The sequence below is a fragment of the Ruegeria sp. BG11 genome (assembly GCF_056538565.1).
In genome coordinates this window covers 163,848-179,425 of record NZ_JBQFTH010000010.1, presented here as the reverse complement: position 1 = coordinate 179,425, position 15,578 = coordinate 163,848, and the positions used below count along the sequence as shown (strand labels likewise).

At 59.3% G+C, this 15,578-nt stretch carries 14 protein-coding genes; 9 read left to right on the top strand and 5 right to left on the bottom strand.

What is annotated here, in order from left to right:
• Positions 1 to 57: 57 nt before the first annotated feature.
• A complete protein-coding gene (locus tag ACR0JF_RS17065; RefSeq protein WP_170662279.1) occupies positions 58 to 882 on the top strand; it encodes an SDR family oxidoreductase in 825 nt (274 codons plus the stop codon).
• Positions 883 to 884: 2 nt separating this feature from the next.
• Here ACR0JF_RS17065 and ACR0JF_RS17060 read toward each other — a convergent pair whose 3' ends face one another.
• Entirely contained in the window at positions 885 to 1,346 is a 462-nt protein-coding gene (locus tag ACR0JF_RS17060) for an Lrp/AsnC family transcriptional regulator (RefSeq protein WP_170662277.1), read from the bottom strand.
• Positions 1,347 to 1,448: 102 nt separating this feature from the next.
• Here ACR0JF_RS17060 and ACR0JF_RS17055 point away from each other — a divergent pair, with 102 nt between their 5' ends.
• The 4 genes from ACR0JF_RS17055 (at position 1,449) to ACR0JF_RS17040 (ending at position 5,776) form a co-directional block, all read left to right on the top strand.
• Positions 1,449 to 2,864, top strand: coding sequence for an aminotransferase class V-fold PLP-dependent enzyme (locus ACR0JF_RS17055; protein WP_170662275.1), 1,416 nt, complete (start codon positions 1,449 to 1,451; stop codon positions 2,862 to 2,864).
• A 64-nt stretch (positions 2,865 to 2,928) separates the two neighbouring features.
• Entirely contained in the window at positions 2,929 to 4,014 is a 1,086-nt protein-coding gene (hisC, locus tag ACR0JF_RS17050; protein ID WP_170662273.1) for a histidinol-phosphate transaminase, read from the top strand.
• A complete protein-coding gene (locus tag ACR0JF_RS17045; protein ID WP_170662271.1) occupies positions 4,011 to 4,931 on the top strand; it encodes a prephenate/arogenate dehydrogenase family protein in 921 nt (306 codons plus the stop codon). The genes hisC and ACR0JF_RS17045 overlap by 4 nt, the downstream gene beginning before the upstream one ends.
• Positions 4,928 to 5,776: an extensin family protein gene (locus ACR0JF_RS17040; RefSeq protein ID WP_170662269.1), complete on the top strand. Its 849-nt coding sequence runs from the start codon at positions 4,928 to 4,930 to the stop codon at positions 5,774 to 5,776. Before ACR0JF_RS17045 ends, ACR0JF_RS17040 begins: the two co-directional genes overlap by 4 nt.
• Here ACR0JF_RS17040 and ACR0JF_RS17035 read toward each other — a convergent pair.
• Positions 5,773 to 6,780: a DUF2125 domain-containing protein gene (locus tag ACR0JF_RS17035; protein ID WP_480669578.1), complete on the bottom strand. Its 1,008-nt coding sequence runs from the start codon at positions 6,778 to 6,780 to the stop codon at positions 5,773 to 5,775. The two genes, ACR0JF_RS17040 and ACR0JF_RS17035, sit on opposite strands and share 4 nt — an antisense overlap.
• Before the next feature lie 61 nt (positions 6,781 to 6,841).
• Here ACR0JF_RS17035 and ACR0JF_RS17030 point away from each other — a divergent pair, with 61 nt between their 5' ends.
• From ACR0JF_RS17030 to ACR0JF_RS17020, 3 genes are all read left to right on the top strand, one after another.
• Positions 6,842 to 7,372, top strand: a complete 531-nt coding sequence (locus tag ACR0JF_RS17030) for a gamma-glutamylcyclotransferase (protein WP_170662268.1) — start codon at positions 6,842 to 6,844, stop codon at positions 7,370 to 7,372.
• 68 nt (positions 7,373 to 7,440) lie between these two features.
• Positions 7,441 to 8,619, top strand: a complete 1,179-nt coding sequence (locus tag ACR0JF_RS17025; protein WP_170662266.1) for a biopolymer transporter ExbB — start codon at positions 7,441 to 7,443, stop codon at positions 8,617 to 8,619.
• Positions 8,620 to 8,622: 3 nt separating this feature from the next.
• Positions 8,623 to 10,302, top strand: a complete 1,680-nt coding sequence (locus ACR0JF_RS17020; protein WP_170662264.1) for a peptidoglycan -binding protein — start codon at positions 8,623 to 8,625, stop codon at positions 10,300 to 10,302.
• A 3-nt stretch (positions 10,303 to 10,305) separates the two neighbouring features.
• Here the strand turns inward: ACR0JF_RS17020 and ACR0JF_RS17015 are convergent, their stop codons facing one another.
• The 3 genes from ACR0JF_RS17015 to gloB all read right to left on the bottom strand — a co-directional run bounded on the left by ACR0JF_RS17015 (position 10,306) and on the right by gloB (position 14,532).
• Positions 10,306 to 11,265: a M23 family metallopeptidase gene (locus ACR0JF_RS17015; protein WP_170662262.1), complete on the bottom strand. Its 960-nt coding sequence runs from the start codon at positions 11,263 to 11,265 to the stop codon at positions 10,306 to 10,308.
• Positions 11,266 to 13,590, bottom strand: coding sequence for an ATP-dependent Clp protease ATP-binding subunit ClpA (gene clpA / locus ACR0JF_RS17010; protein ID WP_170662260.1), 2,325 nt, complete (start codon positions 13,588 to 13,590; stop codon positions 11,266 to 11,268).
• Between the two features lie 174 nt (positions 13,591 to 13,764).
• Positions 13,765 to 14,532, bottom strand: coding sequence for a hydroxyacylglutathione hydrolase (gene gloB, locus ACR0JF_RS17005; RefSeq protein ID WP_170662258.1), 768 nt, complete (start codon positions 14,530 to 14,532; stop codon positions 13,765 to 13,767).
• 62 nt (positions 14,533 to 14,594) lie between these two features.
• On the opposite strand from gloB, the gene ACR0JF_RS17000 reads away from it, so the two are divergent.
• Positions 14,595 to 15,329: a class I SAM-dependent methyltransferase gene (locus ACR0JF_RS17000; protein WP_170374614.1), complete on the top strand. Its 735-nt coding sequence runs from the start codon at positions 14,595 to 14,597 to the stop codon at positions 15,327 to 15,329.
• The last annotated feature ends 249 nt before the right edge of the window (positions 15,330 to 15,578 follow it).

The window sequence follows — 15,578 nt, the reverse complement described above, 5'->3', positions numbered from 1 at the left end:
CGTATCGCAGTTTTCTAACCTATCTAGTGGTCAGGCTAACAATTGCGGAGAATGACCATGGCACAGACTATCCTCATAACGGGCGCGTCAACTGGTATTGGCAGAGTTACGGCCGAACTGTTTCATAGGCAGGGCTGGAACGTCATTGCCACAATGCGCAACCCCAGCAAGGAAGCCGAGTTGACGCAACTTGAGAATGTTCTGGTCACACGTCTTGACGTCACCGAGGAGGGTTCAATTGCGACAGCCGTTGCCGAGGGGATTGAACGCTTTGGTCAGATTGACGTTCTCTTGAACAACGCGGGATACGGCGCTTACGGCCCACTGGAAGCCTTCCCCATGGAGCGTATCCGGCGGCAATTCGATACCAATGTTATTGGCTTGTTGGCTGTGACAAAAGCCGTTCTACCGAATATGCGCGCAAATGGTTCGGGCTGCATTGTCAATATCTCGTCCATTGGTGGACAAATTACCTTCCCCCTTGGTACGCTCTATCATGGCACAAAATTCGCGGTTGAAGGCCTGTCAGAGTCTCTGCACTACGAGCTTGCTGCGGCAGGTATCAAGGTCAAGATTGTCGAGCCTGGTCTGATTGCCACCGATTTTGGTGGCCGTTCGTTTGATTTCGTCAATGACGAGAGCATGGCCGAATATCAACCTGTCGTGCAGGCCTTGTTCAGCGCGTGGGGCTCGGAAGACATGGCAGCGCGAACGTCGCCGCCAAGTGTGGTCGCCGATGTCATTTTGACCGCGGTGACGGACGACACTGACACTTTGCGCTATCGGGCCGGCGAAGATGCCGTTGAATACCTGGACAACCGCAAGGCTTTGGACGACGCAACTTTTATCGGCGGCATGAGAGCGATGCTTGGTTTGGCCTGAGTTCAGATCGGAAGTGGTCGCCCTTCGGCGATCGCTTCCATCGCAAAATAAGAGGTCACGCTGTCCAGCTCGACCTTCTCGATCAGGCGTTGGTAGACTTTGTCATATGAGGCCATATCCTGGGTCACGACTTTCAGTTGATAGTCATAGTCACCGCCGATCCGATGGAAATCCACAACCTCGGGGATGGTCAGAACATGGCGGCGAAACGCCTGCAGCCACTCGGCTGAATGATGTCGGGTGCGCAGCATGACGAAGACCACGAGGTTCAGCCCCAAAGTCTCGCGCGCAATGCGGGCGGTTGACCCGATCAGAACCCCGTTTTCGTTCAGCGCTTTCAACCTGCGCCAACACGCGTTCTGGGACAGCCCGACCCGATCGGCCAGCTCGCGCTGCGAAAGGGTGGCGTCTTTTTGAAGCTCTCTCAGGATGTGAGTGTCTATTTGATCTAAATTTAGGCTCATATCTAATCATATGACACAAAATTTATGATTTCTACGCAAAGAACGATAATGTTTCCACAGTTCGGATGGATCACATTGGACTTACATTAAGGAGCCAATGCTATGACCCTGTCCAAATTTCGTGCGGATCTTTGTTCCACCACTCACAATTCCCACCTGCGCGACGGGCTGATCGGAGAGAATGTTCTGATCCCGGGTCTGCAGGGGGACGTGCCGCTTGTCTATGCGGATTACGTTGCTTCGGGTCGCGCGTTGCGACAGGTCGAAGACTTTGTGGCTAATCACGTGTTGCCATTTTATGCCAACAGCCACACCGAGGCCTCCTTCTGCGGGTCTTACATGACCCGTCTGCGTCGCGAAGCGCGCGATGAGATAGCCCGCCTTGTTGGCGCGAGGGGAGAAGACGCGGTGATCTTTACCGGGTCCGGCGCCACGGCGGGACTCAACCGGTTGGTCAGTCTGCTCGGGTTGGCGGAAGCTGATCAACCGGTTGTCCTAATCGGTCCATATGAGCATCACTCGAACATCTTGCCATGGCGCGAGAGCAAGGCATTGGTGGTTGAGATTCCGGAAGCGACTGAAGGGGGCGTTGATCTGCGCGCGCTGCAGGAGGCATTGGACACGTTCGCTGATGCGGATCTGGTGATCGGGTCATTTTCAGCTGCGTCCAATGTCACGGGGATCATCACCGATCCCGATCCAGTGACGCGCTTGCTCAAGTCGTATGGCGCTTTGGCCGTTTGGGACTATGCCGGGGGCGGGCCTTACCTGCCGATGGACATGGGGCCTGCGGATGCGCGCAAAGATGCGATCGTAGTGTCTCCGCACAAGTTTCCGGGCGGGCCGGGGGCGTCGGGCGTACTGGTCGTGAACCAGAGTGTTGTCCAGCGTCGTTGTCCCAGCTGGCCGGGCGGAGGGACGGTGAGTTTCGTCTCGCCTTGGCGTCACGACTATAGCGAAATCCTGTCAACGCGAGAGGAGGCGGGAACGCCTAATGTGATCGGTGATATCCGCGCGGCACTTGCCTTCATCGTCAAGGATGTCGTCGGAACGGACGAGATCGCCCGACGCGAGGCGCAATTTAACCAAATGGCGCTGGAGGGATGGAAGGACAATCCGAACCTGACCTTGCTTGGGGTGGAAAACGCGCATCGCCTGCCGATCTTTTCCTTCCTCGTGCGCGACAACGCAGGGCAACCGGTGCATCAGCAACTGTTCACGCGGATGCTCAGCGACATATACGGCATTCAGGCGCGCGGAGGGTGCGCCTGTGCCGGGCCTTACGCACATCGGCTCCTGGGCATAGATCGAGCCGCGTCAGAGGAATTGCACGCCGCTCTGTCCGAGGGTGAAGAGATGAAAAAGCCTGGATGGGTGCGCCTGAACTTCTCGTATCTGATGCGCGAGGAAACGGTTCAGTTCATCATCGACAGCGTCAACGACCTGTCCCGCCGGACCGAAGAATTCGCACCGTTCTACAATGCCGACCCGGCGACTGCGCGCTTCAAAGCCGCATGATGGAATTGCTGCTTTTCTGAAAGCGTTGAGACAGGTATGAGAGGCCCAATAGACGGAGCCTCTCATGACCAAGATTACCCCTCAACCCGGCATTATGGACATCGCGCTGTATCAAGGCGGCCAGTCGCATGTGGCGGGTGTTGAGCATGTGATCAAGCTGAGCTCCAACGAAAACCCGTTTGGTCCCAGCCCCAAAGCGATTGAGGCGGTGCGCGACAGCGCCGCCACTTTGCATCGCTATCCCAGCACCGACCACGCCAGTCTACGCAGTGCGGTCGGTGCGCGTCATGGTCTGGACCCGGCGCGGATCATCTGCGGTGTGGGCAGTGACGAGGTTCTGCAATTCATCGCTCAGGCCTATGCAGGGCCGGGGGATGAGGTGATTTATACGGAACATGGGTTTTCCATGTATCCGATCATCGCTCGGATGGCGGGGGCCACACCGGTTATGGTGGCCGAGCGCGACCGCAAGGTCGACGTGGATGCCATTTTGGCAGCCGTAACCGCGCAGACGCGGATCGTGTTTGTCACCAATCCCGGCAATCCAACCTCGACCATGATCTCGCAGCAGGAGCTGGGGCGTTTGGCGCAGGGTCTGCCGGATAGCTGTCTGATGGTCATCGACGGGGCCTATGCCGAGTTTGTCGACGGTTTCGATGGCGGTGCGTCTCTGGTGGACGCCCATGAGAACGTGATCATGACCCGAACTTTTTCAAAGGTGTATGGGCTGGGCGGAATGCGGGTTGGCTGGGGCTATGCGCATCAGTCGATCATCGACGTGCTGAACCGGGTGCGCCAGCCGTTCAACCTGTCTTTGACCGCGCTGGCTGCGGCCGAAGCGGCCGTGAATGATGTCGAATTCCTGTCCTTCTGTCAGGCTGAAAACGCACGCCTGAGGCTTTGGTTGTCGGATGAGCTCGCCAAGATCGGCGTCCCTTCCGACCCGTCTTATACCAACTTCATCCTCGCGCGTTTTGCTGATCAGGCCGAGGCTGAGGCTTGCGATGACTACCTCAAGTCGCAGGGTTTGATTGTGCGGCGCGTTGCGGGCTACAACCTGCCAAACGCGCTGCGGATCACCGTGGGCGATGAGGAAGCCTGCTGCTGTGTCGTCGCGGCCATCACCGCATTCAAAGAGGGCGCAGCATGAGCCAGATTTACGACCGTGTTGCGCTGATCGGGCTGGGTCTGATCGCCTCCTCCATGTTCTGGGCCATCAAACGCGCTGGTCTGGCTGGTGAAGTCGCTGGCTATGCACGCTCTGAAGCCACCCGCGAGACCGCTCGCAGGATCGGCTTGTGTGACCGGGTCTGTGACACCGCGCAAGAGGCGGTCGAGGGCGCGGATCTGGTCGTCCTCTGTGTGCCGGTCGGCGCGATGGGCGCGGTCGCGCGGGACATCGCCCCAATGCTGAAGCCGGGGGCAACGGTGACGGATGTTGGATCGGTCAAACGCAGCGTGATCGAGGCCGTGTCGCCTCATATCCCCGAAGGCGTTCATTTCATTCCGGCGCACCCTTTGGCCGGGACCGAACATTCGGGGCCTGAGGCCGGGTTCGCCGAGCTATATGACAATCGCTGGTGTCTGCTGGTGCCGGTCGAAGGATCGGACCCCGAGGCCATCTCCCAGTTGCGGGCCTTGTGGGAAGGCATGGGGGCCAATGTCGATGAGATGGATGCAGATCACCATGATCTTGTTCTGGCCGTGACCTCTCATGCACCGCACCTGATTGCCTATACGATGGTCGGTGTTGCCGATGACCTGCGGCGCGTGACCGATAGTGAGGTCATCAAGTACTCGGCTGCGGGCTTTCGGGATTTCACCCGCATTGCGGCCTCGGACCCGACCATGTGGCGCGACGTGTTTCTGACGAACAAGGACGCGACGCTTGAGATTCTGGGCCGTTTCACCGAAGAGCTTTTCGCCTTGCAGCGTGCGATCCGCACCGGGGACGGAGAGCATCTGTTCGACTATTTCACCCGCACCCGTGCGATCCGGCGTGGGATTATTGATGCGGGTCAGGATACCGACGCACCGGACTTTGGCCGGGGAAAGGCAGGGTCATGAAACAGGTTTTGCGATATGCATTTGTGGCCGCGCTTTGGACCACATCCACCCAAGCCGCAGCACCCGAGCAATCGCTGTATCCAATTGCGCGCCCCAGCGCAGCAGTCGAAACTGCTGGCATCGTCGCGATCTCCAGCCGGGCCGCAACGCCTCTGACCATCCCGAACCTGCGCCCCGAAACACGGCCCGAGTCGCCTCAGTTGATCGCCGTAGCAGCGCGCCCAGCAGATTTGCCGCTGCTGGGGCCTGATACCTCTTTGATGCCCTACCTCAGACCCAAGTCATTGGAGCAGGAGGTGCTGTTCAAAAAGCGCAAGCTGCGCAAGGGGTCGGTCTGCGGTGATATCGCGATCCAAGGCAAGCCTGTCGGACGTGTCTCCAGCAAAACCAAGGCTTGCGGAGTCAAGGATGCGGTGCAGATCACCTCGGTCTCGGGAGTGACGCTGAGCCGGGCTTCTACGATGGATTGCGGCACGGCCATCGCGTTGAACAAATGGGTCGACAAAACCGTCAAGCCCACGTTCAAGCGTCGTGGTCCTGTGGTCCAGCTGCAGGTTGCCGCGCACTATGCCTGCCGGACGCGCAACAACCAGAAAGGCGCGCGGGTGTCCGAGCATGGCAAAGGCCGTGCCATCGATATTTCCGGCTTTGTCATGGCGGATGGAGAGGTCGTGACCGTCCTAAACGGATGGCGCAAGAACCCCTCACAAAAGCAACTCAAGAAGATATGGCGAGGCGCCTGCGGGCCGTTTGGCACCGTGTTGGGACCCAATTCAGACAGGTATCATCGGGACCATTTTCATCTGGATACGGCGCGGTATCGCACGGGATCTTACTGTCGCTAGCGCAGGATCAGACGTGGGGCCGGGCCAAGAGGGAGCGGCCCCAGTGCCACGAACCCGTCGCGGAAATTCAACTGCAGGTCCAGCGCGTTCGGGTTGCCGCCCAGTCCGGCCAGAAAATTGAGCGCGCGGGTCACCGGGTCAACGGCTTGATCGGGCAGGGCACCGGCTGCATTTGCCATTGCGATCATGTCACGCCAATTCTCGGCCTTGATCGCAATCTCTCCGGTTGGGATGCCCTGCGAGTCTACGTCCAGCTCACCGGCGGCAAACAGGCGCAACTCACCCCATTTGACCTCGGCCAGGTTCAGATCAATGGCGACGGGTTGAGGACGGCTGTCCTCTAGCGCGGTCCGGTCCCAAGGCTTGTCGAACGTGGTCAGCATATCCAACTGCAACGTCTCGAACCGCTGGGGAAGCGAGGTCGCGGATTGCATGAGCGCACGCAAATCCTCACCGGGGGTGAACCCGTCAATTTGCGCCGTGATCGCATAAGCTTCGGGTGCAGTGGTCTGCTCCATGATAACGCTGAGGGTACCACCGCCCGCCAGTGCCTCATTCTCTTCGCTGATCAGCCAAGGGCCAGCCGTCAGTGCCATCTTCTCAAGCACCAATGCGACACCGGGTTGTAGTTCCAACTCGGCCTTTAAAGCCTTGGCCTCGATCGTCGCGGTCTGGTCGAAATAGGATAGGCGCTGAGGCGTATCGGCAAAGCTCAGGGTTTGACGACCGGGCCAGATTGCGGGGCTTTGAAACTCGATCCAATCGGCGCTCCAGGCGGTGCCGTTGACTGGATCGGCCAGCGCCGGGTTGTTTAAGCGGGTGGTGTGATGTGTCGGGTAGCCCGCCGTTTCAACGCCTGAGAATTCGGCTTGCCAGCCGCGCGCCTGCTGGGCATCGAACCAGCTGGTGATCGCATTGCGCAGACCATAGCCCGCGATGAACCAATAGGCGCTCCATGCGATGGCGATAAAAATGAACACTCGTATCAGACGACGCATGAGCATTGGCCCTTTTTCCTGCCTCGGATTTGATGTTTATAGGCCCAAACGGGCAAGGACCAGAGCAATGACGATGTGGGTTTTCGGATATGGATCGCTACTGTGGAACCCGGGCTTTCCCGTGGCGCGCACCGAGCTTGCCATGCTGCACGGATATGCGCGCTCTTTCTGCATGAGTTCGATCCACCATCGCGGCACCGAAGATCACCCTGGCCTTGTGCTTGCGTTGGACGAACAACATGAGGCGCATTGCAAGGGATTGGCGCTGGCCGTGGAAGCTGGGCATGAGGACCGCACCCTGCAGGAACTGCGTGAGCGCGAGCTGATTTCGTCGGCCTATGTCGAAAAGATGCTGGACGTGCATTTGGACAATGGTGAGGTTGTCAATGCTGTGACCTATGTGATTGATGCAGATCACGTTCAATATTGCGGCGGCATGCCCTTGGAAGAACAGGCGCAGATCATTGCCCACGCCGTCGGCGGGCGCGGTCCCAACACGGAATATCTGTATAATACCACCGAGCATCTGGCCGAGATCGGCCTGCACGATCCCGATCTTGAGTGGTTGTCGCAACGGGTGCGCAGCATCACCGCATAAACCCTTGGCGTCATCGGCGTCTTTTCGCTAGATTCAGGCCAGAGCAGGCAGAACCAGGAATAACGCGCATGGCGCAGGCACAACAGGGCGCGAGACCGCATTTCTCGCAACCGATCAGGCAGATTCTTCTGATGCTGATCGCAATCGGCCTGTCGGGCCTCGGGGTGTTTCTGGCGCTGCCCTATGTGCTGCCGGTCTTCTTTGCCAACCCTTATCTGAACGGCTTTATCCTGCTGGTGTTCATCATCGGCGTCTTTGCCTGTTTCTATCAGGTCGCACAGCTGATTGGCTCAGTTCGCTGGATCGAGGCTTTTGTGGGCGGCGTGGTGCATGAGGACGCGCGTACCCCTCAGTTGCTTGCGCCATTGGCCTCACTGCTGCGGGAACGCGGCGCGCGCTCGCAGATTAGTTCCACCTCGACCCGGTCCATTCTGGATTCGGTTGCGGAACGGGTGGAAGAAGAGCGTGAGATCACGCGCTACATCACGAACGTTCTGATCTATCTGGGCCTGTTGGGGACATTCTTTGGCCTGGCTACAACAGTGCCCGCCATTGTCGACACCATCCGCAGCCTGAACCCGCAAGAAGGCGAAGAGGGGCTGGCCGTTTTCAACCGCTTGATGACGGGCCTTGAAGCGCAGCTGCAGGGGATGGGCGTTGCGTTTGGCTCATCCTTGCTGGGTCTTGCCGGTTCATTGATCGTGGGCCTGTTGGAGGTCTTCGCCGGTCATGGTCAGAACCGTTTCTACCGTGAGCTTGAGGAATGGCTGTCGGGCATCACTCGGGTCGGATTTGCCTCGGGCGAGGACGGTGGGGCTGAGGTCGCCGTTCTGGCGCCTGTTCTGGATGCCATGTCGGATCAGATGAACGCACTGCAGGATCTGTTCTCGGCGCAGGAGGAAGAGCGGGCCGACGTGTCCAACAAGCTTGGTCAATTGGTCACTGTCATCGGGCAAATGAACCAGCGTCAGGCGGACAACGAAGGCGTTGCCGCCGCGTTGGAGCGTGTTGCGTTGGGGCAGGACGCCTTGCTGGATCACATGCGCGAACACGGGTCGGGCGAGGGCATCGATGCAGAAAGCCGGATGCGCCTGCGGTCGATGGATGTTCAGTTGCTGCGCATCCTCGAAGAGATCTCCGCCGGTCGTCAGGACAGCATGAACGAATTCCGCAAGGATATCGAACTGCTGGTGAAGGCTCTGACCCTGCCACGCGGCGCGGTTCGAACTACGCAAGAGGGGGAATAACCCATGGCCCTCTCCCGCCGCACCGGTCAACGGTTCCAGGGCTCGGTCTGGCCCGGTTTCGTCGATGCGATGACGGGTCTGTTGATGGTTCTGACCTTCGTGCTGACCATCTTCATGGTCATCCAATTCGTCCTGCGTGAGACGATCTCGGGCCAGGAGGATGAGCTGACGACCCTCGCGGATGAAGTTGCTGCGCTGGCTGGTGCTTTAGGGTTGGAAGAGCGTGAGAACAGCCGCCTGCAAGCGCGTTTGGGGGCCTTGAATGCCACGCTGACCGAAACGGAAGATAGTCTGGCTGAGGCGCAAAGCCAGATTACCGGATTTGAGGCTCAGGTTGCGGCGCTGTTGGCTGACCAGGCGCGGGCGCAAGAGGCGATTGCGGCGCTTGAGACGCAACGGGCGGATCTTTTGGGCGAACGCGAAAGTCTGAATCAGGCCTTGGCGCAAAGCCGCGAAGAAATCGACGCCCAAGCCGAAGCTGCCCGCCTTGCTGCAGCCCGCCGTGAGGCGCTGGAGGCTCTGGTCGCAGATTTGGAACAAAGCGGTGAGGAACGCGCGGCGCAGATTGCTCAACTCGAAGATCAGCTAAATGCGGAAGAGGCTGGCAGGCTGGCGGAGGCCGCCGCTGCCGAAGCGCTGAGGGATCGCCTTCAGAACGCCGATGCGGAACTGACCGCCATGACCCTTGCGCTAGAGGCGCAGCGCAAAGAGGCTGAGGATACCCTGACCCTTTTGGCTGCTGCGAATGCTGCCCGCGCAGAACTGGAACGACAGTTTGGCGAGTTGAATGCGGAAGAGCTGGAGGCCCAGTTGCAGGCCGCTCTGGCAGCGCAGGCCGAGGCGCAGGAAGATGCAGCATCCCAGCGTTCCTTGGCCGAACAGCGCGATGCATTGCTGGCCGTGGCCCGCGAGACGCTTTCGGCGGAACAAGCGGTCTCGGAAAAGGCGCAGCGTGAGGCCGCTTTGTTGAACCAGCAAATCGCAGCATTGCGCGGACAATTGGGATCGCTGCAGGCGCTGCTGGACGACTACGTGGACCGCAATACGGCCGCTGAAATTCAGATACAGTCTCTGGGGCAGGACCTGAACGCGGCTCTAGCCCGCGCCGCATCCGAGGAACGCCGCCGCCGCCTGCTGGAAGAGGCCGAGCGTCAACGCCTCGAGGCTGAGGCCGAAGCGCTGGCCGGACAGAATGAGGAACTCGCGGCGCAGGCCGAGGATTTGCAACGCTACCGGTCGGAATTCTTCGGCCGCCTGCGCGACGTTCTGGGCGATCAGGATGGCGTGCGGATCGAAGGCGACCGGTTCGTGTTCTCCTCTGAGGTTCTGTTCGCCACAGGGTCTGCAGTGTTGTCGCTGGAAGGTCGGCAGGAGGTCGCCAAAGTCGCTGAAATCCTCCGCACAGTTGCTGCCGAAATCCCAGAAGGTCTGAACTGGGTGATCCGGGTGGATGGCCACACCGACAACGTGCCCTTGGCCGGGTCGGGTCGGTATCGCGACAACTGGGAACTGAGCCAGGGGCGGGCGCTCTCCGTCGTGCGCTATATGGTCGAAGCGCTGGGTATTCCGCCAAATCGCTTGGCCGCCAACGGGTTCGGAGAGTTCCAGCCCGTGAACCCGGAAGACACGCCCGAGGCGCGGGCGCAGAACCGACGGATTGAATTGAAACTGACCGAGCGCTGAGTTTTATCGGATCAACAGCGTGGTGGACTTTTGGCCAATGATCTTCCCGTCCCTCTCCATTGACACGATGCCAAGATAGGTCCCTGCGGGCCAACTGGTCTGTGACAACCGCCTGCCAAATGCCCGGTAAAGCTGAGCTTGTGGTTTCTCCAGAACGGCCTTTTCCCGAAACAGGTTGCCTTGTGGTCCGGTCACTTCCAGCCGAAGAATATCCCCCGCCAAGTTTCCAAACGCATGTCCGTAGAGCACCAGGGCAGAGGATGTAGTCGACAACGTTCTGGTGGCGGCAGACCCGTCCAAAACGGCTTCATAACTGGGAACTGCACCGGCAAACCCCACCGAAAGCAAGCCGCCGGGAACATAGCCTATTGGGCTGTCCCACAAGGTCGTTTCTGAGGGTCCGCATTTTGCAGCACCATGCGGCACAAACGGATCAACGGACCGCCCGTCCTTGCGCACCGAAAGGTGTACATGCGGAAACTGGGTTTTACCGCTCAGTCCGATCTCACCAAGCACGGCGCCCGCCTCGACACGATCCCCCGGCTGGATGCGGAGCGACCCTTTTCTCAGATGGCAATATTGGGTTTCCCACCCGTTTTCATGTTCGATGACAAGACCATTCCCGCATTCCCGGTCTTCAACCAGATGTGCGGCATCCGGCGTGTACCGCCGATCTTCCATCCCGTCGCGAGCACCGCGAACCACGCCAGGGGCAGCCGCCAGAACCGCCACACCGCGGCGCATCTCGGCCAGTGTCGCCAGCGCGAAGTCGGTCCCTCTGTGGCCATCATAGCTAAGCAGGCCGCAGTGAAAATCCTGTATTTCACCTTCGGGCAGGTGGTCAACGTAATTCTGAATGTGGCAGGTTTCGCCAAGCTCGCAATCAACGGGCAGGCGTAAAGAAAAATCGCTCGCCGCCTGTGAGGCAACGAGCGACAGAGCTGTGGCAAGCCACCAGCGCATTTAATCGGCGGTCAGAAGCGGGGGCTTGTTCCCCGGAATCCTTGGCTGATCGGGGCCGAGGATATCCAAGTGCAGATCGCCTTTCTTGACCGAAACTCGAACAACACCGCCCTTGGCGAGTTTGCCAAACAGCAGCTCTTCGGCCAGAGGCTTCTTGATGTGTTCCTGGATCACGCGGCCCAGAGGGCGCGCGCCCATCTTATCGTCATAGCCCTTGTCGGCCAGCCATGCGGCGGCCTTGGGCGTCAGGTCGATGGTCACGCCGCGATCCAGCAGTTGCGCCTCAAGCTGCAGAACGAACTTCTCGACCACCTGCAGGATGACCTCTTTCGGCAGCGGCGCGAACGAGATCACCGCGTCCAAACGGTTGCGGAATTCCGGCGTAAAGGTCCGCTCGATCGCGGCGGTATCTTCGCCCTCGCGACGGTCGCGGCCAAAGCCGATCGCGGCCTTTGCCTGTTCCTGCGCGCCCGCATTCGAGGTCATGATCAGGACCACGTTGCGGAAGTTCACCGTGCGGCCGTTGTGATCGGTCAGCTCGCCATGGTCCATGACCTGCAGCAGGATGTTGAACACATCCGGGTGCGCTTTTTCGATCTCATCCAGCAGCAAGACGCAGTGAGGATGCTGGTCAACGCCATCTGTCAGCAGACCGCCCTGATCAAACCCGACATAGCCGGGAGGTGCACCGATCAGACGGCTGACCGCGTGTTTCTCCATATACTCCGACATGTCAAATCGCAGCAGTTCCACGCCCAGATTATCGGCCAGCTGTTTCGCCACCTCGGTCTTACCCACACCGGTCGGACCGGCGAACAAGTAGTTGCCGATGGGCTTTTCAGGCTCCCGCAGCCCGGCGCGTGCCAGTTTGATTGCGCTGGCCAAGGCCACAATGGCGTCATCCTGTCCAAAGACCACCCGCTTGAGCGAGGCTTCGAGGTCTTTCAGAACCACCGCGTCGTCCTTGGTGACGTTCTTCGGTGGGATACGGGCAATCTTGGCGACGACGGCCTCGATTTCCTTCACACCGATTGTTTTGCGGCGCTTGCTTTCAGCTAGCAAATGCTGCGCGGCTCCGGCTTCGTCGATGACGTCGATTGCCTTGTCTGGCAATTTGCGGTCATTGATATAGCGCGCCGAGAGTTCAACAGCGGTTTTGATCGCATCCGCTGTGTATTTGATGGCGTGATGCTCTTCAAAATAGGGCTTCAGACCGCGCAGGATCTTCACGCTGTCTTCAACCGAAGGCTCGTTCACATCGATCTTTTGGAACCGACGGCTCAACGCGCGGTCTTTTTCGAAGTGTTGACGGAATTCTTTGTAGGTAGTCGAACCCATGGTGCGCAGCTTGCCCCCCTGAAGCGCTGGCTTCAGCAGGTTGGACGCGTCCATGGCCCCGCCCGACGTCGCCCCGGCACCGATAACGGTGTGGATTTCGTCGATGAACAGCACCGCATCGGGATGATCTTCCAACTCGGTCACGACCGCTTTGAGACGCTCTTCGAAATCGCCGCGGTAGCGGGTTCCGGCCAGCAGAGCGCCCATGTCGAGCGAGTAAATGGTGGTGTTCGAAAGTACATCCGGGGCTTCGCCAGCAACGATCTTATGCGCCAGGCCTTCGGCAATCGCCGTTTTACCCACGCCAGGGTCACCCACCAGCAATGGGTTGTTCTTGCGCCGGCGGCACAGCACCTGAATGCAGCGCTCGACCTCATCGGCGCGGCCGATAAGCGGGTCAACATCGCCTGCGCGCGATTTGGCGTTCAGATCGACGCAATATTTGCCCAGGGCGCTTTCTTTTTGATCTTCGTCGCTGGCAGAGGCCTGCACTTCATCTTCGACCTGATCCGCGCCCGAGACCGAGCGGCTTTCACCATAGGCCGGGTCTTTCGCGACGCCGTGCGCGATGAAATTGACCGCGTCATACCGGGTCATGTCCTGTTCCTGCAGGAAATATGCGGCGTTGCTTTCGCGTTCGGCGAAGATGGCAACCAGTACATTGGCGCCCGTGACCTCAGTCCGGCCCGAGCTTTGCACGTGAATGGCAGCGCGTTGGATGACGCGCTGGAATGCGGCGGTTGGTACGGCCTCGGACCCGTCGATATCGGTGACGAGGTTCGACAGATCCTCATCAATGAACTCGACCAATGTGCTGCGCAATTCGTCCAGATCGACGCTGCAGGCTTTCATAACCCGGATTGCATCAGGCTCTTCCAAAAGCGCCAGTAGTAGATGCTCTAACGTAGCAAACTCATGTCGCCGTTCATTCGCCGCTGCCAGAGCTGCGTGAATGGCTTGTTCCAAAGTGCTCGAGAATGAAGGCACGCGGGTGCTCCTCTGTCTTGGGTCAGAAGGGGGCAGGCTTGCGGCCGGATCCCCATCCCAACCATGTCCTCATACTATTAGAGTTTGGTTGATCGACGCCCGGCTTCAAGGGTTTTCTTTCACTTGACAGTCACATTTGTTGTGAGAGTGGCCGTGAGGATGGTCAAATAGGCATCAGAAATTGTCTTTTCTACCCCTGATCTCGGCAAAAACAGCAACTGGGTCCGCGCCTTCCATGCCCAAATGGGCCAGAATCGCCGGATCATCGGCGCGCAGGAACGGGTTGGTTGCCTTTTCCAGGCCCAGTTTCGAGGGCACCGTGGGCTGCCCTGCAGCGCGCGCGCGGTCTATATCGGCGACGCGCTGTTGTAGCGCCGTGTTGGTTGGGTCGACGGTGACGGCGAATTTGGCGTTAGACTGGGTGTACTCATGGCCCGAACAGACCAGCGTGTCATCCGGCAGCGCCGCAAGCTTGCTGAGTGAGCGCCACATCTGCTCTGGCGTGCCTTCGAATAAGCGCCCGCATCCCAGCGCCATCAGGCTATCCGCAGTGAAGACAGCGGCACTTTGCGGCATGTAATAGGCGACGTGACCCAAAGTGTGCCCCGAGACATCCATTACCTGAACTGGCTCACCTGCGATCTCAAAGTTCTCACCGTCGTTGACTTGTTGGTCGAGCGGGGGCAGGCGGTGTGCATCAGCTGCTGCTCCGATCACCTTGGCCGGGTGTTTTTCAAGAATTCCGGGCAGCCCGTCGACGTGATCCCAGTGGTGATGGGTCAGCAAGACATGGCTGAGGGCCCAGCCGCGCGCCTCCAACTCGGCCAGGATGGGCCCGGCTTCGGGTGCGTCGATCAGCGCGGTCGCGCCGCTCTGGGCATCATGCGCAAGAAACGCGTAATTATCGCTGAGACATGGGATGGTTACGATCTCAAGAGGCATGGCCTTTTGCCCTTTCGTTGCTAGACTGCGCCTCAGCTAAGCCGATTGACCGGGTGTCCGCAATGCATCTTGATGTGCAGGATCTGAGGAATTTCTACTATCGCAGCACGCTGGGCCGTGCGGCGCAGGCTGCGATTCGTGGTCGGCTGATCGACCTCTGGCCCGAGGCGAAGGGCCAGACGGTGGCCGGATTTGGCTTTGCGGTCCCTCTTCTGCGGCCCTACCTCGCCGACGCGCGGCGGGTTATCGGATTGATGCCGGGTCCTCAGGGGGTGATGCCCTGGCCTGCCGGGATGCCCAATGTCTCGGTCCTGACCGAAGAGACGCTTTGGCCGATTGAGACGGGCCACGTGGACAAGCTGGTGGTGATGCACGGGCTTGAGACCTCGGAACAGCCCAGCAAGGTGCTTGAGGAATGCTGGCGCGTGTTGGGGCCGGGGGGGAGGGCGCTTTTTGTAGTGCCGAACCGGGCGGGGCTGTGGTCGCGATCCGACCGGACACCGTTCGGATTTGGTCACCCATATTCGGCCACGCAACTTGAGAACCTTCTGCGCAGCCATCATTTCGTGCCTGAAAACCACTGTTCCGCGCTGTATCTGCCGCCCTCGTTCCGACGGTTCTGGCTGAAATCGGGTAGCCTGATCGAAAAAACCGGCCAGCGTATTCCCACCATTATGGCCGGAGGTGTGCTGATGGTTGAGGTCAGCAAGCTGATCCGCCCGCCAAGCGGTACGGTCACCAAGGACAAGGTGAAACGTCCGATCAAAGCGCTCGACGGTTTGCTGAAGCCGGCGTGACGATTCCGCGCAGTCATCGGGAAAAAATGCGGGAAAAAGGTCACAGGAATCGCAAAAACCTGCAAATCAGTAACATTTTTCAACTGCGCCAAGGGGTCCAAACGGTCGCACTTGGGTTAAGCTTATGAAAACTAACGATTTGTGGATAATTCAGTTACCGCTATCGCGTATTGCTTGGTGGAAGCACCTCTGATACATCCCCGGTGATTTTGATCCCCGCCCTTCAAGGACGGGGTATCTTCACGCCCC